Source organism: Streptomyces sp. NPDC029836 (assembly GCF_055574495.1).
The window spans coordinates 80209-99742 of sequence record NZ_JBVHZI010000018.1 but is presented as its reverse complement, the minus strand read 5'-3'; the positions used below and the strand labels follow the sequence as shown (position 1 = coordinate 99742).

Below are 19534 nucleotides of genomic sequence, written 5' to 3'. Positions count from 1 at the left end.
GACTTGAGCGGACCTAGCGGCTCAGCGGCCCTCAGCGGCCCTCAGCGGACCAGGATCGACGGGTCCTCGACGGCCTTCGGGACGGACACGGTGGACTGGTCGTCGGAGAAGGTCTGCACCGTGAACATCGGGATCCCGTCGTGCGGCAGGGTCAGGGTGCGGGCGGCGTGGACCGGGCCGCCGGAAAGGGTCTCGACGGTCAGGGCGTAGGAGCCCTTGCCGCCCGCCGGGGCGGGCGGCGGGGTCACGGCGAGGGTGGTGCCCGCCTTGACGGTGAACTCCCTGACCTCCGGCGTCCCGCCCTCGGTGCCCGGGGAGGCCGTGACGCGGACCTTCGCGTCGGCGCCGACGGCGGTGAGGGCCGGCGCGGTCGCCCTGTCCTGCGTCCGGTTGTCCGCGACGGTCGCCCGCGCGCCGACGGGGCCGCTCGCCGCGATGAAGCCGAGTTCCTGCTTGGCACCGGCGCCGCGGACCACGCGCAGGGCCGCGACGACCGGTACGGCCCTCTTCGGGTCCGTCGGGGCCAGCAGGAGCGAGCCCGCCTCGCCGCGGGTGACGTCGCCGAGGTCGACGCCCGCCGTCATGCCGGCCTTGAGGTGGAGCTGCTCGTTGCCCGCCGGGCTGATCGGCCCGGTCGGCCCGGCCAGCTTCAGGGAGAGGTCGGCGTCCTCCTGGCCGGGGGCGAAGGCGACGAGGCGCACGGAGGTGGCGTCCGCGGGGATGCCGGGCAGCACGAGGCTGCCGGAGGGGCCGAAGGAGGCGGGCAGCCAGTCGGCGCCGACGCCGTCCTCGGCGATCTGCGCGGAGGCCCCGACCCGGCCCGAACTGGTCGTCACGTGCGCGGTGACCGCGGGCAGATGGGCGTCCTGGGCCAGGGAGGACAGCAGGACCTTCACGGTGGAGCGGGGCTCGACCGCGATGACGGTGTCGGCGGTCCCCGGCTTGCCCTTGACCAGCCCCTCCGGGCCGTACAGCGCGATGTCGACCTCGGCGACGGTGTCGTCCGGGTTGGTGAGGTGGACGTAGTCCTGGCGGCCCTTGGCGGTGCTGACTCCGGGGAACCAGAAGTCGGTGCCGGGCGCGGTGCAGGAGACTCCGAGCAGGCCGCGGGCCTGGCCGACGGAGACCTTGGTGGTCTGCTGGGCGGTCCAGCCGGGGGCCAGGACCCCCTCGGCGACCCCCGTCAGCGCCGGGGCCTCGGCGCCGGAGGCGGTGGCTCCGACGGGCTTTCCGGGCTCCTTCGGCTCCAGGACGGCCTTGCCGTCCTTGGTGAGCAGCCGGGCCGCGCCGTGGCCGTCGGCCTTGCCGGGGGTCAGGGAGGCGTACGTGGTCTCGGCGATGTCCGAGGAACTGGGCGCGGGGCACACCAGCAGGGACCGCTCCACCGGCATGCGGGAGGCGGCCTCCTGCCGGGCCGCGACGGCCGGTGCGGAGGCGGGGGCGGTCAGGAAGGCCAGTCCGGTGACGGCGGCCAGCGCCAACGTCACCGCCGCCGGCGTCAGGAGGGCGCGCTGCTTCATTGCTGGTGGCTCCCGTCCGGACGCGGGTCGTGCTGTCCGTAGGCGTCGTACGGCTGGTCGTACTCGTACGGGTGGGGCTGCTGTTGTTGCTGTTGCTGCTGCTGTTGTTGTTGCTGTTGCTGTTGCTGTTGCTGTGGGAACGGCGGCTGTTGCTGCTCCGGCTGCGGGTACGGCTCGGCGTACCCCGGGTGCGGCTGTTGCCGCTCCGGCCGGCCCTCGTACGGGTAGGGGGCGTCGTAGGCGTACGTCTCCTCCCCGTACACCTGCTGCGCCGGGATCTGCGCGTACGGGTCGGCGATCGCTTCGGCCGGCGCCGGCTCCGGCGCGGGCGCGGCGCCGGCGCGCAGCCGGCGGGCGCGGCGGCCCTCGCCGGGCTCGCCCGGGCCGGAGCCGTTGGGGGCCGAAGCGGCGGTGTCGTCCTCGGGGAGGTCGTCGTCGAGGCGGGCGGCGCGGCCCGGGAGGGCCATGACGAGCAGGACGAGGGCGAGCAGGCCCTGTGCCCAGTGCCAGGCGTCGCGGGTGAGGGAGTCCTGGTGGACGAGGTCGAGGCGGCCGCCCTCGCGGGGCAGTTCGAAGCCCTGGGCCCAGCCGTCGAGGGTGGTGGGGGTCAGCGGCTTCCCGTCGAGGGTGGCCCGCCAGCCCGGGTCGGCCCGGTCCGCGACGCGCAGGGTGCGGCCCTCCTCGCCGGCCGGGATCCTGGCGTGGGCCTCGACGGGGCCGGCGTCGACGGCGATCGGGGCCCGGCCCTCCTTGCCGTCGAGCACGGAGACGCGGGCGGGCAGCCGCTGGACCTCCCACAGGGCGGTGCCGTTCTCCTGGTGGCGCTGCCTGAGGCCGGGGGTGCCGTCGAGGACGCGCCGCATCCGTTCGGGGCCGCCGGGCGGGATCATCACGTAGCGGACGGCGAAGGCGCCGAGTTGCTCGGAGTGGTTGGCGCCGGATCCGGAGACCAGGCCGGCGACGGCCTTGGCGAGGCGCGGTTCGCTGCCGGCGGCGGCGAGGAGTTCGGCGTCGCCCAGGCGGGCGCCGGAGCCCCGGACCAGGGTGTAGGAGACGGTGGCGGGCGAGTCGCCGCCGAGGACCAGGGTGCGGGTGCGGTTGCTGTCGGCGGACTGTTCCGCGACGACGGCGGGGACCTGGACGGCGTCGCGGCGCCGCAGCGGCCCGTCTGCCCCGGCCGCGCCCCACAGGGCGGCGCCGCACAGCGGTCCGGCCGCGGCGGCGAGCGCGACGAGCACGGCGAGGGGTTGGCGCCAGCCGAAGCTGCGGGCGGCGACCCGGTCGCGGGCGCCGTCGGCGCCGATGGCGGCGGCGGCGAGGAGGCCGAGTCCGTACAGCAGGGTGGCGGGCCCGGCCCAGCCGCCGCGGTTGAGGAGGACGGCGAGCAGCAGTCCGGCGAGGGCGGCGGTCCAGGCGGTGCGTACGGCGAACCGCCGGTCGGCGCGGAGCAGGGCGGCGAGGGCGGCGAGGACGGCGCCGGCGAAGAGCGGGGCGCTGCCGGTGCCGGGCCCGCCGGGGCCGGCGCCGAGCAGGTCGAGGGGGCCGGCGGGGGCGCCCGCCCAGGGCAGCCCGGCTTCGTCGAGGAAGCGGCCGGGGTGGGTGAGGAGCCCCAGGGACCAGGGGGCGAGGACCAGGAGCGGTACGGCGAGGGTGACCAGGAGCCGGAGGGCGTACGTGGTGCGGCGGGCCCGGCGTACGAGCAGTGCGACCACCCCGAGTACGGCGGCGAGCGGCCACACGACGGGGGTGAAGGCGGTGGCCAGGGTCAGCAGCAGGGTGTAGGTCCACAGCGCGCGCCGGCCGCCCTGCGGGCCGGCGCCGTCCGGGCCGTCCGCGAAGCCCGCGGCGGCGACGGCGGAGCGGGCGATCAGGGGGAGGAGCACGGCGAGGACGGCGGTGCCGAGGCGGCCGCCGGCGAGGGCGCCGGTGACGGCGGGCAGGAAGGCGTAGGCGACGGCGGCCCAGGCGCGCAGCAGTCGGGAGGTGACGAGCGGCCGGGACGCGAAGTAGGCGGTGAGTCCGGCGAGCGGCACCGAGCAGACGAGCAGCAGGGTCAGCGCGGCCCGGGTGGAGTCGAACAGCAGGACGGAGAGGGCGCCGAGGACGGCGAGGTAGGGCGGGGCTACGGCGGTGGTGCCGATGCCGGCGGGCTGCCAGTCGGCCGTGTAGCCGCGCCACAGCTCCAGGCCGCCGGCGGGGGCGGGGAGCAGGGCGCCGCCGCTGAGGGCGCCGCCGCCGATCAGGGCGCGGCAGGCGACGAGGGAGACCAGCAGGAGCAGGGCGAAGAGGACGGGGGCCGGGTTGCGGCCGATCCGCCGGAGTCGGCCGGCGGGCGCGGGTTCCAGGTGGTCGGCGTCCTCGGAGCCGGGCCCGGGCTCCGGGGCGCCGCCGTGGCGGCCGGCGGCGTGCCGGTCGGTGTCGCGGTCGGAGCCGAGGTACCCGAGGAACTGTTCGGCGCGGGCGCGCAGGCCGGCACCGGGGGGCGGGAACAGGGGGCGCAGTTCGGCGGCGGGAACGACGGGCTTGCGGCGGGCCTTGCGGGCGGCGAGGAGCCGGCCGGGCCTGAGCAGGGTGGTGAGCAGGCCGGTGATCTCGTCGACGGCTTGGCCGGGGGCCTTGCCGACGAGGTAGCCGAGGGTGCGCAGCAGGGTGCCGAGGAGGAGGCGGAGCAGGACGAGGGGCAGGGCCCGGCCGGAGGTGTTGGCCAGCACGGTGTGGACGGCGCCGGCCTTGTCGACGCGGTGGGCGCCGACGGCAAAGCGGCCGGCGCAGTCGACGGTGCGGCGTTCGCGGGCGGCGGCCTCGGCGTGACGCAGGACGGCTTCGGGGGCGACGAGGACGTCGTGGCCGGCGCTGTGGGCGCGCCAGCAGAGGTCGACGTCGTCGCGCATGAGGGGCAGTCGGCGGTCGAAGCCGCCGAGGGCGTCGTACGCGTCGCGGCGCACGAGCATGCCGGCGGTGGAGACGGAGAGGACCGAGCGGACCTGGTCGTGCTGGCCCTGGTCCTGTTCGCGGCGGTCGAGGCCGGTCCAGCGGCGGCCGCCGCGGGCGATGGTGACGCCCACTTCGAGGAGTTGCTTCCGGTCGTACCAGCCGCGCAGTTTGGGGCCGATGACGGCGGCGTCGGGGTTGTCGTCGGCGACGCGCAGGAGTTCGGTGAGGGCGTCGGGCTCGGGGGCGCTGTCGTCGTGGAGCAGCCAGAGCCATTGGACGGGTTCGCCGTGGGGGTGTTCGGGGAGGTCGTAGGCGTCGTCGCGCCAGGTGCGGCTGACGGGGTCCCAGCCGCTGGGGCGCTTGAGGTAGGGGAGGTCCTCGGCCGTCAGGACGCCCGCGGTGCGGGCCGCTTCGTCGACGGCGGCGCCGAATCCGGTGCGGCGGGCGAGGTGCAGGACGCGTTCGCGGCCGAAGGCCTCGGTGAGCAGGCGAGCGGATTCGTCGGCGCTTCCGGTGTCGGCCGCGACGTGGTTCTGCGCGGGGCGTTCCTGGGCGAGGAGTCCGGCGAGGGTCTGGGGCAGCCAGCGGGCTCCGTCGTGGGCGACGAGGACCGCGGTGACGACGTGCCGGGGGAACTCGGGGGTGGCGGGACTCCGGTGGGAGGCCGTCGAGTTGCTGTGCAGGGACATCGCGGTACGGGCCCTCCCGCCGGGGATCCGGGGGTGGTGTGCCCTCGGAGGCTGCTGGACAGCGCCCCACCCTAACGGCTGGAAAGACGACGGTCCGCCTCCTGCGGGGAAGGTGCGGGAGGCGGACCGTTTGCTCTACCGGGTCCTGCTGGTGGTGCCGTTCGATATGCGGTGGCCGGCGTTGTCGGTGCCCGGCCGGTGGTGCTCCGGGGGGTTCAGACCGCCGCCTTTTTCAGCCTGCGGCGCTCGCGCTCGGAGAGGCCGCCCCAGATGCCGAATCGCTCGTCGTTGGCGAGGGCGTACTCAAGGCATTCGGAGCGGACTTCGCAGGCGAGGCAGACCTTCTTGGCCTCGCGGGTGGAGCCGCCCTTCTCGGGAAAGAAGGACTCGGGGTCGGTCTGGGCGCACAGAGCGCGCTCCTGCCATCCGAGCTCCTCGTCCGCCTCCTCGACCAGCAGTTCCTGAAACAGCTCGGTCATGTGCGCCCCTCGCTCTGTCTGTGCGTCCCCGTGGTGATGTCGTCACTGATCGTTAGGTAACGACACGAGTGAAATTACAAGTGTGTGGCTCCTGCCCAGTCAAGCCGGGATCTGCTATTGGGCCTCTTATTCACTCTGCGGAACCAAGCCTATGCAGAAAGTGTTCATATCGCCAAAAATCGTGACACATGGCACGGGCCTCACGATGATGCGCTCTTGCCCCTTGATCGACGCGTCACTCCGAAGGAGGGGTTGCGATTCGGCCGAACATGCGGCGCGGATCACATTCCGGTCACGAGTCGAGGTCGTGGGTTTGAGGGCGGTTTCAGCGGTACTGAGCGGCACATCCCCTGGTACGGACTGCACAAACCTTTCTCCGCGCACGGTAACCGGATGAGGTGAAAGTTTTCTCTCAATCCGGACATTGGGTTGACAGTGCGACCCTTCCCCCGTTCTCCTTGTTCTCATGTCAGCGCCCGCAGCCACCCGGACCCCCATTCGTGGGTTCCTGTGCGCTGCCCAGGTTCGCTGTTGCTGTTGCAGCTGTTGATGCCCCCGGAGCTCCGGCTCCCGTTGAGCACCGGCTCCCCCACAGCAACCGCCCCGCACGACTGACATCCGTCGAGGAACCCCCCACGATGAACAGCGCAGCCGCAGCCACCACGGCCCTCACCAGTGCCGCCCTCACCACCGCCGTCCCGGCCCCCACCGCCCCGGCCGTCGTCGAGAGCGACCTCCAGATCGCCGGCGACATCCTCGCCGTCCAGCACCTCCTCCAGCCGGCCCGTGAGCACCCGAGCACCATCGCCGAGTTCGTCGGCCTCGCCCGTTCGATCGCCGCCGACCGCGCCGGCTGGGAGCACCTGGTCCAGTACGACGCCACCACCCGCTGGTACCACCGCCTGCGCACCGGCCCCGGCTACGAGGTCTGGCTGCTCAGCTGGGTCCCCGGGCAAGGCAGCGGCCTCCACGGGCACGGCGACTCCTCCGGCGTCCTGACCGTCCTGGACGGCGAACTCACCGAGCACAACGCGCGCGGCACGCTCGCCCTCGGCCCCGGCTCCCAGCGCGTCTTCGCCCCCGGCTACGCCCACGAGGTCGTCAACGACGGCCTCGACGGAGCGGTCAGCCTGCACGTCTACTTCCCCGGCCTGACCGAGATGCCGATGCACAGCTGCTCCCCGGCCCAGCAGGCGCAGGTCACCGCCTGACAGACTGCGCGGCATGCGCATTGTTGTTCTGGCCGGCGGCATCGGCGGCGCCCGTTTCCTGCGCGGCCTCAAGGTCGCGGTCCCCGACGCGGACATCACGGTCATCGGCAACACCGGTGACGACATTCACCTGTTCGGGCTGAAGGTGTGCCCCGATCTGGACACGGTGATGTACACCCTCGGCGGTGGCATCAACGAGGACCAGGGCTGGGGCCGCACCGACGAGTCCTTCACCGTCAAGGAGGAACTCGCCGCCTACGGCGTCGGACCCACCTGGTTCGGCCTCGGCGACCGCGACTTCGCCACCCACATCGTCCGTACGCAGATGCTCGGCGCGGGCTACCCGCTCAGCGCCGTCACCGAAGCCCTCTGCGACCGCTGGCAGCCCGGCGTGCGGCTGCTGCCCATGTCGGACGACCGCGTCGAGACCCACGTGGCCGTCACCGACGCGGAGACCGGCGAACGCCGCGTCATCCACTTCCAGGAGTACTGGGTCCGGCTGCGCGCCTCGCTCGACGCCGAGGCCGTCGTCCCCGTCGGCGCCGAACGGGCCGAGCCGGCGCCCGGCGTCCTGGAGGCCATCGCCGCCGCCGACGTCATCCTGTTCCCGCCGTCCAACCCGGTCGTCTCCGTCGGCACCATCCTCGCCGTACCCGGCATCCGCGAGGCCGTGGCCGCCGCCGACGCCCCCGTCATCGGCCTCTCCCCCATCGTCGGGGGCGCCCCCGTGCGCGGCATGGCCGACAAGGTGCTCGCCGCCGTCGGCGTCGAGTCCACCGCGGCGGCCGTCGCCCTGCACTACGGCACCGAGCTGCTCGACGGCTGGCTCGTCGACACCGCCGACGCGGACGCCGTCGCCGAGGTCGAGGCCGCCGGCATCACCTGCCGCGCGGTGCCGCTGATGATGACCGACCTCGAAGCGACCGCCGCCATGGCACGGGCCGCCCTCGAACTGGCGGAGTCCTCCCGGTGACCGTTTCCCCGTATCCCTCGTACGAGGTACGCGCGGTCCCCGGGATCCCCGAGGTCAAGCCCGGCGACGACCTGGCGGCGCTGATCGCGGCCGCGGCCCCCGACCTGCGCGACGGCGACGTCCTGCTCGTCACCTCGAAGATCGTCTCCAAGGCCGAGGGCCGCGTCACCCGGGCCTCCTCCCGCGAGGAGGCCATCGACGCCGAGACCGTACGGGTCGTCGCCCGCCGGGGCACGCTGCGCGTCGTCGAGAACCGGCAGGGCCTGGTCATGGCCGCCGCCGGGGTCGACGCCTCCAACACCGCGCCCGGAACCGTCCTGCTGCTGCCCGAGGACCCGGACGCCTCCGCCGCCGCGATCCGCGCGGGGCTGCGCGCGGCCCTCGCCGTCGACGTCGGCGTCATCGTCACCGACACCTTCGGGCGACCCTGGCGCACCGGGCTGACCGACGTCGCCATCGGCGCGGCCGGCGTCCGGGTCCTGGACGACCTGCGCGGCGGTCACGACGCCCACGGCAACCCGCTCGGCGCGACCGTCGTGGCCACCGCCGACGAACTCGCCGCCGCCGGTGACCTCGTCAAGGGCAAGGCCGCCGGGCTGCCCGTGGCCGTCGTCCGCGGCCTCGGGCACGTACTGGGCGACGGCCCCACCGCCCGGGACCTCGTCCGCGCCCCCGCCGACGACATGTTCCGGCTCGGCACCTCCGAGGCCGTACGGGAGGCCGTCACGCAGCGGCGCACCGTACGGGCCTTCACCGACGAGCCCGTGGACCCGGGCGCGGTGCGACGGGCCGTGGCCGCCGCCGTCACCGCACCGGCCCCGCACCACACGACGCCCTGGCGGTTCGTCCTGCTGGAATCGCCGGCCGCCCGCCTCGAACTCCTCGACGCGATGCGCGACGCCTGGATCGAGGACCTGCGCGGGGACGGAAAGTCGCAGGAGTCCATCGCCCGCCGGATCCGGCGCGGCGACGTCCTGCGGGCCGCGCCCTACCTCGTCGTCCCCTGCATGGTCACCGACGGGGCGCACGACTACGGGCACGCCCGGCGGGACGCGGCCGAGCGGGAGATGTTCGTCGTCGCGATGGGCGCCGGCGTGCAGAACTTCCTCGTCGCACTGGCCGGCGAACGGCTCGGCTCGGCGTGGGTGTCCTCGACGATGTTCTGCCGCGACGTCGTCCGCAAGGTGCTCGGGCTGCCCGACCACTGGGACCCTATGGGCGCGGTGGCCGTGGGCCACGCCGCCGAACCGCCCCGCGAGCGGCCGGACCGGCCGGTGGAGGAGTACGTCGAGGTCCGATAGGTCGTCTCGTTCGTCTCGTTCGGATCCTGCCGGTCGCCCGCGTCGTCCGGGGCGGGGCGGGTCGGGCGAGGTCCGGACGCGACGCACAGCACTAGAGCAGGCCGATGTCCCCGCGGGGCATGCGCGGGGTGCGGCGGGGCGGGGTGCGGCCCGCGAGCAGGATCAGCCGGGCGGCGCGGTGGCGCTGGCCCGCGTACGGGGCGAGCAGCTCCAGCATGACGGCGTCGTCGGCGTCGCGGTCGCCCGTCAGGGCGTAACCGACGATGCCCGGCAGGTGCAGGTCGCCCGTGGTCACCGCGTCGGGGGCGCCGTTGCTGCGCTGGAGCGTCTCGGCGGAGGTCCAGGGGCCGATGCCGGGGACGGCCTCCAGCCTGCGCATCGCCTGCGGCAGCTCCATCGCGGCGGCCTCCTCCAGCCGGGCCGCGACCCGGGCGGCCCGCACGATGGTCGCCGACCGCTTGGAATCGACGCCGGCGCGGTGCCAGTCCCAGGAGGGGATCAGCGCCCAGGTGCGGGCGTCGGGCATCACGTACAGGTCGAGCGGTCCGGGGGCGGGCTCGCCGTGTCGGCGCACCAGCCGGCGCCAGGCGCGGTACGCCTCGTCGGCGGTGACCTTCTGCTCCAGCACGGTCGGTACCAGCGACTCCAGGACCAGCCCGGTACGGGTCAGGCGGAGCCCGGGGCGGCGGCGGTGACTGGTGTGCAGGAGCCGGTGGCGGGGGACGAACGCGGTCGGGTCGTCGCCGGCGCCGAGCAGCGCGGGCAGGTGCGCGAGGACCCAGTCGGCGCCCGGACCCCACGCCTCGGCGTCCACCGCCTCCCCGCGGAGGGCCACCCTGAGGGTGGCCGGGCCGTCGGGGGTACGGGTCGCCCGCCAGACGGAGCCGTCGGGGGTGGTGCGGAAGGTGGGGTCGCCGGGGCCGCGGCGCAGCGGGCCGAGCGTGAGCCCGAGGTCCAACGGGTTGCCGGGGGCCCAGGTCCGGGGCCGGGAGCCGGCTCCGGCCGGCGTGCCGTTGCCGGGGCCCGGCGGGACGACGGTACGGCCACCGCGCACGCCGCTCCGCGTCAGGGGGTCCCGGGGTGAAGCCACCCCCCGAGCCTATCCCCTGGCCGGGGTCTACCCGGGGGCCCGCTGCCCGGCCCCGCCCCCTCCCGGGGCTCCGCGCCGGCGGGGCCGGCCGGGCGGCCCGCCCCCGAACCAAACCGCGACGGCCGGACTCGGCGGATGGAGCGGCGCGAAGCAGCCGACGCCCCTGGTCAGCGCGGGCACAAACCCCCGGGGCTCCACCCCGGACCCCAAGCCTCAAACGCCGGCGGGGCTGCGCAGCAAGGGCGGATGGGCGGGGCCTGATGGGTCGGGGCAGTCCGATCCGGCGGGGGGCGCGCAGGTCGGGGTCGGGGACGGGGTGGGGTGTCGTCCGGGGCTCAAACGTGATTTGTTGGCGCGCGGTGCCGCCCGGCAAACGAAGCTGCGGACAGGGCGCCATAAATCATGCCCGCCCCGGACGACACCCCACCCCGGCACCGGCCCCGACCCACCCGCAGCCCCCGCCCGCCCAGCCCCACCCCCGACCGGCCAGGTCAGGGGCGGCCCTGGAGTTTGGCCGATGAGGTCCGGGCCGGGGGGAGTTGGCCGTACAGCAGGCGGCCCGGGCATTCCGTCGCGAAGCCGTCGCGGTGGCCCGAGATGACGTTCAGCTTGACGTTGCTGCCCTTCTTGTACAGGTTGCCGCCACCCGACTTCAGGGTGGCCTTGGCCCGCGGGTCCACCCCGAACAGCCCGAGCTTCCACGCCGTGAGCTGCGCGACGGCGTTCACCGCGGCCGCCGGCGGGGCCGTCGTCGAGTAGGAGCCGATCACCGCGATGCCCATGCTGTCCGTGTTGAACCCCATGGTGTGCGCCCCGAGCACGGCCTTGGCGACGCCGCCCGCCCGCCCCTCGTAGACGGTCCCGCACTTGTCGACGGCGAAGTTGTAGCCGATGTCCCGCCACCCGCTGCTGACGACGTGGTAGCGGTACAGGCTGCGCAGCACCGCCGGGGCGTCCTTGCAGGCGTAGTTGTTGCCGGAGGCGCTGTGGTGGACGAAGGCGGCCTTGACGGTGTTCGTGTAGACGAAGCCCTTCTCGCGCAGGCTCTCGTCCGCGCCCCAGCCCTGACGGGTGACGATGCGCGGGCGCGGCCCGATGTACGGGGCGGCCTTCCCGATGCTTCCCCCGCCCGCGAGGATCGCGTCGGCGGTGGAGTCGGCCTTGTCGAGGGCGACGATCTCGTTGGCGCCGAGCGGGGCGTGCGGGAGGTTGGCCGAGGAGGACTCCGTCATCTCCATGGTCATCCCGGGCGCCGCGCCCACCTGGCCCTTGTCGTCCTCGGTGGGCATGCCGTTCTTGCCGTCGATGACGGTGGGCGGCCGGTCCGCCCCCGGGTCGACGAGTTCGATGCGCATGCCGGACGGCAACCGGCGGGACGCCGCCCGGGTGTCCGTGCCACCGGCCCCGGCCTCCGCCTGGACCCGCACCTCCACCCCGTCGGACGGCCCGACCCACAGGGGCGCGGTGCTGCCGCGCACCCGGCCGGAGCCGGTTTCCGCCGCGTCGGGGTCGGCGGCGTGTTCGCTGTTGTGGGTCTCCACGTCCTGCCAGTCGGACCAGGCGGCCGTCTCCACGGAGCGGGTGCGGACCTGGACGAGGCCGTGGAGCTGGGTGGCGGCGTCGTCCCAGACGATGCCGACCAGGGAGAACGTCGTGACCTGGGGTGCGTCGAGGCCCTGGGTTTCGGGCAGGCCGCGCGCCTCGGGCAGGTCGGGCGAGGCGCTCATGCCGGGGACGCCGGGGATCCGGCCGGCCGACGGCCCCATGGGGACGAGCGGCAGCGACTGGGTGGACCCGGCCGGGGTCTCGGGGGCGACCGTGCCGGACTGGGCGGCCAGGGCCGGAGTGGTGAGGGCGAGCGGCAGGACCAGTGCGGCAGCCGTCGCGACGCCGATCGAGGAAGCAAGGAATCCACGCATGGAAGCGATGCTGAACTCGCTCACCACGAACCGCCATCGGAGAACTGACGATCCGTCCGGTGGCGGCGCGCGCCGCCTCCCCTGGACGGCCGAGCCGTCGCCCCCCGTACGGGGGAAGGGCCCGCGTACGCTGGGGCGGGTGAACGCCACTGACCGCACCCCTGCCGACCTGCTGCGATCCGCTCTGGCCGCGGACCCGGGCCGCCCGCTCGTCACCTTCTACGACGACGCCACCGGCGAGCGCGTGGAATTGTCCGTCGCCACCTTCGCCAATTGGGTGGCCAAGACCGCCAACCTGCTCCAGGGCGACCTGGCCGCCGAGCCCGGCGACCGGCTCGCGCTGCTGCTCCCCGCGCACTGGCAGAGCGCCGTGTGGCTGCTCGCCTGCGCGTCGGTCGGGGTGGTCGCCGAGGTCGGCGGTGATCCGGCCGGGGCGGACCTCGTGGTGAGCGGTCCGGACACGCTGGACGCGGCCCGCGCCTGCGAGGGCGAGCGGGTCGCCCTCGCGCTGCGCCCGCTGGGCGGGCGCTTCCCGCAGCCGCCCGCCGGGTTCGTGGACTACGCCGTGGAGGTGCCGGGGCAGGGCGACCGGTTCGCGCCGTTCGCCCCCGTCGACGCGGACGGGCCGGGCCTGGTGGTCGGCGGCGAGGAGCTCTCGTACGCGGAGCTCGTCGCGCGGGCCCGCGCGGACGCGGCCGGCCGCGGCGACGGGGCCCGGGTGCTGTCGGGGCTGGGCTACGACACCTGGGAGGGCTTGTCGGCGGGGCTCTTCGCGGCGCTGGCCGGCGGCGGGTCCGTGGTGCTGTGCCGGAACCTGGACGCCCTGTCACAGGCCGGGCTGGCGCAACGGGTGGAGAGCGAGCGCGTCACGCACACGCTCTGACCGGCCGACCGACCCGGGCCCGCCCGTCCATCCACTCGCCCGTACGTCCGCCTGACGCGTACGCCCCTCCCCCGCCTCCACCTGCCCCACTTCGGGCTATTTGTCACCCACATGGCCCTTGACGGCACCCCGTCCCCGGGCCGGTCCCGGCGCCCCGGGGGAGACTCGGCTCCAGGTCGTGCTCACCCGCACGGCCCGTAGTTCCACGGCGGCCGAGGGGACGGAACGCGAGTGACGGACCGCGCGGGCATACCTGACGGCGTCGGGCCGGCCGGGGGCTCCTGGAGGCCCCTGACCGGCCGCCGGCGCCGGCTGCTGCGTTGGATCGCCCTCGGCGCTACCCTGCTGGTGCTCACCGGCACCGCGGTGGGCTGGTGGCTGTACGTGAAGCTCGACGGGAACATCACGGCGGACGCCTCGGCCGCCGCCGAGCTGGAGCGCTACGAGCGGGAGCGCCCGGCCCACCTCGCGACGGGCGCGCAGAACATCCTGCTGATCGGCTCGGACTCGCGCGCCGGCAAGGGAAACTCCGGGTACGGCCGGGACCGCGGCACCCAGCGCTCGGACACCACGATCCTGTTGCACCTGCCCAAGGACCGGAAGAGCGCGACGGCGGTGTCGATACCGCGGGACCTGATGACGGACGTCCCGAGCTGCCTCAAGCCCGACGGCACCCGCACCGGCGAGCGGTTCGTCCAGTTCAACTGGGCCTTCGAGTGGGGCGGGGCCGCCTGCACGATCCGTACGGCGGAGAAGCTCACCGGGATCCGGATCGATCACCACATGGTGGTGGACTTCGGCGGGTTCAAGCGGATGGTCGACGCGGTCGGCGGGGTGGAGGTGTGCCTCAAGGAGCCGGTGGACGACACCGAGGCGCGGCTGCGGCTCACGGCGGGGCGCCACGTGCTCCGGGGCGAGCAGGCCCTGGGATTCGTCCGGGCCCGGCAGAGCCTGGGCAACGGCAGCGACACCCAACGGATGCAGCGCCAGCAGCAGTTCCTCGGCTCGCTCGTGAAGAAGGTGCAGGGCAACGGGGTGCTGCTGAATCCGACGCGGCTGTACCCGGTGCTGGACGCGGCGACGTCCTCGGTGACCACCGACCCCGGGCTGGCCTCGCTGCGCGGCCTGTACGAACTCGTACGCAGCGTGCGGGACATACCGACCGAGCAGGTCAAGTTCCTGACGGTGCCCCGGCATCCGTACCCGAGCAACCCGAACCGGGACGAACTGGTCGAGCCGGACGCGGGCCGGCTGTTCCGGCAACTGCGCGAGGACCGCCCGCTGACGGTCACCCCGCCCGACCCCGAATCGGAGTCGGAGTCGGAGTCGGGTCGGGACGACGGGCAGGAGCTGCGGGAACGTGCGGACGGGCGCGCGGAGGGCGAACGGGCGGCCGACAGGGACGACGAGGGGGGGAAAATCGGAACCGGCGCGACCCCCACCCCCGTCCCCACTTTCACGGGAACGACCGCAGGTCAGGTCGATTGCCGGTAAAGCAATCCAAAAAGCCGGGACCCCACCGAGCCGCTTGGGGGTTTTGGGCCGTTATGAGGGGAGTGGATTTTGTCCCCGGCATGGTTTGCTGCCGACCAGGCCGGATAAGGTGAGCGATCCGGTGCACCGGCCGTTCAAGAGGCCGCGCACCAGCAGCCGGATCGTTGACCGCGTGCCTGGGGGGAGGCGCGTCGCGAAGCACCGACGGAGGATTCGAGCAACCGTGGATGCGCAAAGCCGTGGGCGGGCGGACGAGATCGACCCCGCAGACCAGTGGGTCCTCAATCCCCGCACTGGCAACTACGAACTGCAACTGGACCATTCCCCTGCGCAGCAGCCCACCGTCGCGCCACCGCGCCGATCCCGCCGCAGAACCCCCGCCGCCCCGGCCGCGCCCGCGGTTCCCTCCCCGGCCGTCCCGAAGCCCCGTCGGGGCGACGGACCGCCCGGCGGACGGCGCGGCGGACGCTCGCGCAAGGCCGGCGGCGCCTCGGAGCGGCGCCGCAAGCGGCTGGCGATCACCGGCGGGACGGTGGCGTTCCTGCTGGTCGGCGGCTCGGTGGGGGCGTACCTGTACTTCGAGCACCTGAACAGCAACCTGAACGTCATCGACACGGGGCGCAAGGCGGGCAGCTTCAAGAGGGACCAGCCGATCAACATCCTGGTCATCGGCACCGACAAGCGCAGCGGCGCCGGCAACCAGGGGTACGGGGACACGGACAGCGTCGGCCACGCCGACACCACGATCCTGTTCCACGTGTCGAAGGACCGCTCGAACGCCACCGCGCTGTCCATCCCGCGCGACCTGATCACCGACATCCCGGCCTGCCCGACGAAGGTGGACGGGTCGGTCAAGGACATCCCCGCCACCAAGGCCACCCGCTTCAACAACAGCCTGGGCCAGGAGGGGCGGGACCCGGGCTGCACGATGCGGACGGTGGAGGAGCTCACCGGTGTCCCGGTCGACAACTTCATGATGGTCGACTTCAACGCCGTGAAGAGCCTGAGCACGGCGGTCGGCGGCGTTCCGGTGTGTGTGGAGAAGGACGTCAAGGACCAGGCCTCCAAGCTCGACCTGAAGGCAGGCGAGCACCGGCTGGAGGGCGAGCAGGCGCTGGCCTTCGTACGGACCCGGCACGCGTTCGGCCTCAAGAGCGACCTCGACCGGATCAAGACCCAGCAGCAGTTCCTGGGTTCGATGATGCGCGAGATGAAGTCCAAGGAGACGCTGACCAGTCCGAAGAAGTTCTTCTCGCTGGCCGAGGCCGCCACCAAGTCGTTGACCGTGGACCAGGGCCTCGGGTCCATCGGCAAGCTCACCGATCTGGCGGGCGAGTTGAAGGACATCGACCTCAAGAACGTCACGTTCACGACGCTGCCGGTGCTCGACAACCCCAACGATCCCCCGAACCAGAACCTGACGGTGGTCGTGAACTCCGCCCAGGCCGATCCGCTGCTGGAGATGATCCGCGGTGACGTGTCCCTGACCGAGGTGGAGAAGCAGAAGGAGGCCGCCAAGGAGGCGGCCGACAGCGAGGCGAAGAGCAAGCAGGACGCGCTGCTCCAGGGCAACCGCGCACCCGCCGGGGACGTCCGGGTGGAGGTCTACAACGGCGGCGGGCCCTCGGGCTCCGCCTCCACCACCTTGACCTGGCTCCAGCAGAGCAAGGGCGTCTACCGGGCGAGCAACCACGGCAACGCCGCCGTCAAGCTCGGCAGCACGCAGTTGGAGTACGCCCCCAACCAGGCCGACCAGGCCCGGGCGCTGGCGGACATGATGGGGTTGTCCGCGTCCGCCCTGAAGATCGGTACGACGGACGCGGCGCCGAAGGCCCCGATGAAGTTGACGCTGGGCGCCGACTTCAAGGAGCCGGGGGCTCCGCTGAACCCGGCCGCGGCGACTCCGCCGCAGGCGCCGGAGGGACTCCAGCGCCTGGAGGCGGACAAGGCGGTCTGCGCCAAGTGACCGACCGACCGGGTCCGGCGAGACGCCGGACCCGCTCGGCGCGCGGGCCCGGCGACGCACACGCACACGGACACGGACACGAACGCGGACCGACGCACCAGCACGGACCGACGCACTAGAACGAACCGGCGCACGAGAACGGACCGGCGCACCGACCGGCGAGCGACGCCCGACCGCGCTCAGCGGCGGCGCACAGGATGATCGCCGAACATGGCGGGCAGTAGCCGGTGGAACCGGCACCACACCACGATAGTGATCTTGAGGGGGGACGCGTGAGGCACAGCAGCGTGCGGGGGGAGGGGACGCCCGACCGGGCCGCCGGAGGCATATCCGGCGGTGCGGAGGCGGGCGGCACGGTACCCCCGCAGAGACGGGGTTCCGGCGGCTCCGGGACCCCCGGTGGCGGACCGGCCCGGCGGCGCAAGCGCCGGACCCTGTTCTGGGTGGCGTCCGTCATGGCGTTCCTGATCCTGGGGACCTCGGCGGCCGGCTACCTCTGGTACCGCCACCTCGACGGGAACATCCGCAGCGGGCAGCGCCTGAGCGGGGACAGCGGCGTCGAGAAGTCCCGGGCCAACGCCAAGGGCCAGCGCCCGTTGAACATCCTGCTGCTGGGCTCCGACAGCCGGAACAAGCCGGAGAACCTGGCGCTCGGCGGCAGCCACGACAGCGTCGGGGCGCCGCCGCTGGCGGACGTGCAGATGCTGCTGCACGTGTCGGCGGACCGGGAGAACGCCTCCGTGGTGAGCATCCCGCGCGACACCCGGGTCGAGATACCCGAGTGCACGGACCCGAAGACCGGCGAGAAGTACAAGAAGACCACGGCGATGATCAACGAGACCCTCGGGCGCGGGGGTCCCGGCTGCACCTTGGCCACCTGGGAGAAGCTGACCAACATCTACATCGACCACTGGATGACGATCGACTTCACCGGTGTGGTGCAGATGGCCGACGCGATAGGCGGGGTCCCGGTCTGCGTCAAGGACAACGTCTGGGACCGCGCGCTCGGCACCGACGGCGGCGGCTCCGGCCTCAAGCTCCCCGCCGGCACCACGAAGGTCAAGGGCGAACAGGCCCTGCAGTGGCTGCGTACCCGCCACGCCTTCAGCAGCGACCTGGGCCGGGCCCAGGCGCAGCACATGTACATGAACTCGATGATGCGCGAGCTCAAGGGCCAGAACGCCTTCACCGACGTCGGCCGCATCACGGCCCTGGCCGAGGCGGGCACCAGGGCGCTGGAGGTCTCCGAGGAGATCGGGTCGGTCAAGAAGCTCTTCAACCTGGCCATGGAGCTCAAGCACGTCCCGACCAACCGCATCACGATGACGACGATGCCGACCTTCCCGGACCCGCGGGACCAGAACCGGCTCGTGGTGAACACGACGGACGCCGAGAAGATGTGGACGATGCTCCGCAAGGACGTCGCCTTCGACAAGAACGGCGCCCCCAAGGAGCCCGGCGACGCCGGCTCGCCCGCCGCGGGGACCCCGCAGCCGGTCGCGAGTTCCGCGCAGCCCGGCGGGACCGTGCAGGAGCCGTCGAAGGCGCCGGTCACCTCCAACGACAAGATCGCCGTGCACGTGGTCAACGGCACCGCCGCCGGGATGCCGCTGGCGCCGGGACGGGCGGCCGCGGTGACGGAGGCCCTGGTCGCGAAGGGCTTCACCGCGGCCCGGGCGGACAGCGCGCTGACCCCGGAGAAGACCACCGTCGTGCGCTACCCGACCGCGGACCTCGCCGACGAGGCCCAGGCCGTGGCGACCGCGCTGGGGATCCCGGCGAGCGCGGCGCAGCAGTCGGCGACGGTCTCCCGGCTCACGCTGGTCGTGGGCGCGGACTGGCGCGACGGCGCGACGTTCCCGCAGCAGGCGCCGCCCGAGGCCGGCGCGGTGCCGGACACGGCCGACGCGATCAACGGCTCCGACAGCGGGGCCTGCATGGAGGTCTACAAGCCGTACCGCTGGTAGCTCCGGCGGTGGGCGGACGCGAGGGGTGACCCGGTCCCGTGTGGGACGGGGTCACCCCTCGCGCGTTCCGCTCAGACCTCGGAGGAGTCCCGGCGCACCGACGGGCGGCGGCTGGCGATGACCTTCGCCGCGAGCGAGCGCGGGCTGGTCAGGAAGCCGAAGCCCCAGCTCATGTGCATGGTGGCCAGGGCCACGGGGATCTGCGCGCGCGCCCGCAGCGGGAGCCCCTTGCCGGCGGGTACGGAGCCGACGGTGATCGCCGCGAGGTAGCCGGCCGGCACCACGAGGGCCCACGGGGTCAGCGTCGCGCCCGCCACCAGGCCGGCCGCGATCGCGCAGACGGCGGCGGGCGGAGCCAGGTAGCGCAGGTTGATCGAACCGGAGTGGTAGCGGGCCACCACGTGCCGCCAGCGGCCGTAGTTCTTGTACTGCTTGGCCAGCGCCCGCACGGACGGGCGGGGGCGGTACCGGACCTTCAGCTCGGGCGAGAACCAGATGAGGCCGCCGGCCTCGCGGATGCGGAAGTTCAGCTCCCAGTCCTGGGCGCGGATGAACTCCTCGTTGTACCCGCCCTGCTGTTCCAGGGCCTCGCGGCGGAACACGCCGAGGTAGACGGTCTCGGCCGGGCCGGCCTGCCCCCCGGTGTGGAAGGCCGCGTTGCCGACGCCGATCTTCGAGGTCATCGCGGCGGCGACGGCCTGCTCCCACGCGTTCTCGCCCTCGGCGTGCATGATGCCGCCGACGTTCTGGGCGCCGGTCTCCTCCAGGAGGCGGACGGCGGTGGCGATGTAGTTCGGGGAGAGCATGCCGTGGCCGTCGACGCGGACGACGATCGGGTGGCGCGAGGCCTCGATCGCGGCGTTCAGGGCGGCGGGCGTCCGGCCGGTGGGGTTCGGGACGGTGTGGACACGCGGGTCTTCGCGTACGAGCTCGGCGGCGATCTCATCGGTGCGGTCCGTGGACGGCCCGAGTGCGATCACCACCTCCATCTCTCCTGCGTACTCCTGTCCGAGGATGTGCCGGACGGAGTCGCGCAGATGGCGCTCCTCGTCGAGCACCGGCATGATCACCGAGACTGCGGGCTGCTGCGCGGGCATGTGGTCCTTCA

At 73.7% G+C, this 19534-nt stretch carries 13 protein-coding genes; 7 read left to right on the top strand and 6 right to left on the bottom strand.

Annotated features, from left to right (window positions below; translation table 11 throughout):
* Nucleotides 1-41: 41 nt before the first annotated feature.
* The 3 genes from ACZ4XJ_RS33070 to ACZ4XJ_RS33060 form a co-directional block, all read right to left on the bottom strand.
* A complete protein-coding gene (locus ACZ4XJ_RS33070; protein WP_468498319.1) occupies nucleotides 42-1520 on the bottom strand; it encodes a DUF5719 family protein in 1479 nt (492 codons plus the stop codon).
* The gene (locus ACZ4XJ_RS33065; RefSeq protein ID WP_468498318.1) at nucleotides 1517-5143 is read right to left on the bottom strand and encodes a glycosyltransferase family 2 protein; all 3627 of its coding nucleotides are present in this window, start codon (nucleotides 5141-5143) and stop codon (nucleotides 1517-1519) included. Before ACZ4XJ_RS33065 ends, ACZ4XJ_RS33070 begins: the two co-directional genes overlap by 4 nt.
* 215 nt (nucleotides 5144-5358) lie before the next feature.
* On the bottom strand, nucleotides 5359-5622 hold the full coding sequence (locus tag ACZ4XJ_RS33060) for a WhiB family transcriptional regulator (protein ID WP_003983763.1): 264 nt from the start codon (nucleotides 5620-5622) through the stop codon (nucleotides 5359-5361).
* Between the two features lie 638 nt (nucleotides 5623-6260).
* Between ACZ4XJ_RS33060 and ACZ4XJ_RS33055 the strand changes: the two genes are divergently transcribed.
* The 3 genes from ACZ4XJ_RS33055 to ACZ4XJ_RS33045 are packed head-to-tail and all read left to right on the top strand — an operon-like array spanning nucleotide 6261 to nucleotide 9107.
* On the top strand, nucleotides 6261-6833 hold the full coding sequence (locus tag ACZ4XJ_RS33055; protein WP_362883087.1) for a cysteine dioxygenase: 573 nt from the start codon (nucleotides 6261-6263) through the stop codon (nucleotides 6831-6833).
* Nucleotides 6834-6846: 13 nt separating this feature from the next.
* On the top strand, nucleotides 6847-7806 hold the full coding sequence (gene cofD, locus ACZ4XJ_RS33050; RefSeq protein ID WP_468498317.1) for a 2-phospho-L-lactate transferase: 960 nt from the start codon (nucleotides 6847-6849) through the stop codon (nucleotides 7804-7806).
* Nucleotides 7803-9107 carry a coenzyme F420-0:L-glutamate ligase gene (locus ACZ4XJ_RS33045; protein WP_468498316.1) on the top strand — a complete coding sequence of 435 codons (1305 nt, stop codon included), beginning with the start codon at nucleotides 7803-7805 and terminating at the stop codon, nucleotides 9105-9107. The genes cofD and ACZ4XJ_RS33045 overlap by 4 nt, the downstream gene beginning before the upstream one ends.
* Before the next feature lie 91 nt (nucleotides 9108-9198).
* Here the strand turns inward: ACZ4XJ_RS33045 and ACZ4XJ_RS33040 are convergent, their stop codons facing one another.
* Both ACZ4XJ_RS33040 and ACZ4XJ_RS33035 read right to left on the bottom strand, forming a co-directional pair.
* Nucleotides 9199-10197 (bottom strand): DNA-3-methyladenine glycosylase family protein, encoded by a 999-nt coding sequence (locus ACZ4XJ_RS33040; protein ID WP_468498315.1) that lies wholly within the window; start codon nucleotides 10195-10197, stop codon nucleotides 9199-9201.
* Nucleotides 10198-10688: 491 nt separating this feature from the next.
* The gene (locus ACZ4XJ_RS33035) at nucleotides 10689-12116 is read right to left on the bottom strand and encodes a peptidoglycan recognition protein family protein (protein WP_468498314.1); all 1428 of its coding nucleotides are present in this window, start codon (nucleotides 12114-12116) and stop codon (nucleotides 10689-10691) included.
* 139 nt (nucleotides 12117-12255) lie between these two features.
* On the opposite strand from ACZ4XJ_RS33035, the gene ACZ4XJ_RS33030 reads away from it, so the two are divergent.
* The 4 genes from ACZ4XJ_RS33030 (at nucleotide 12256) to ACZ4XJ_RS33015 (ending at nucleotide 18426) form a co-directional block, all read left to right on the top strand.
* The gene (locus tag ACZ4XJ_RS33030; protein ID WP_362883097.1) at nucleotides 12256-12999 is read left to right on the top strand and encodes a TIGR03089 family protein; all 744 of its coding nucleotides are present in this window, start codon (nucleotides 12256-12258) and stop codon (nucleotides 12997-12999) included.
* Nucleotides 13000-13230: 231 nt separating this feature from the next.
* On the top strand, nucleotides 13231-14493 hold the full coding sequence (locus tag ACZ4XJ_RS33025; protein ID WP_468498313.1) for an LCP family protein: 1263 nt from the start codon (nucleotides 13231-13233) through the stop codon (nucleotides 14491-14493).
* A 223-nt stretch (nucleotides 14494-14716) separates the two neighbouring features.
* A complete protein-coding gene (locus ACZ4XJ_RS33020) occupies nucleotides 14717-16459 on the top strand; it encodes an LCP family protein (protein ID WP_362883100.1) in 1743 nt (580 codons plus the stop codon).
* Nucleotides 16460-16731: 272 nt separating this feature from the next.
* Nucleotides 16732-18426: an LCP family protein gene (locus ACZ4XJ_RS33015; RefSeq protein ID WP_468498312.1), complete on the top strand. Its 1695-nt coding sequence runs from the start codon at nucleotides 16732-16734 to the stop codon at nucleotides 18424-18426.
* Nucleotides 18427-18497: 71 nt separating this feature from the next.
* On the opposite strand, the gene ACZ4XJ_RS33010 is transcribed toward ACZ4XJ_RS33015, so the two are convergent.
* Nucleotides 18498-19523 carry a glycosyltransferase family 2 protein gene (locus tag ACZ4XJ_RS33010; RefSeq protein ID WP_468498311.1) on the bottom strand — a complete coding sequence of 342 codons (1026 nt, stop codon included), beginning with the start codon at nucleotides 19521-19523 and terminating at the stop codon, nucleotides 18498-18500.
* Between the last annotated feature and the right edge of the window lie 11 nt (nucleotides 19524-19534).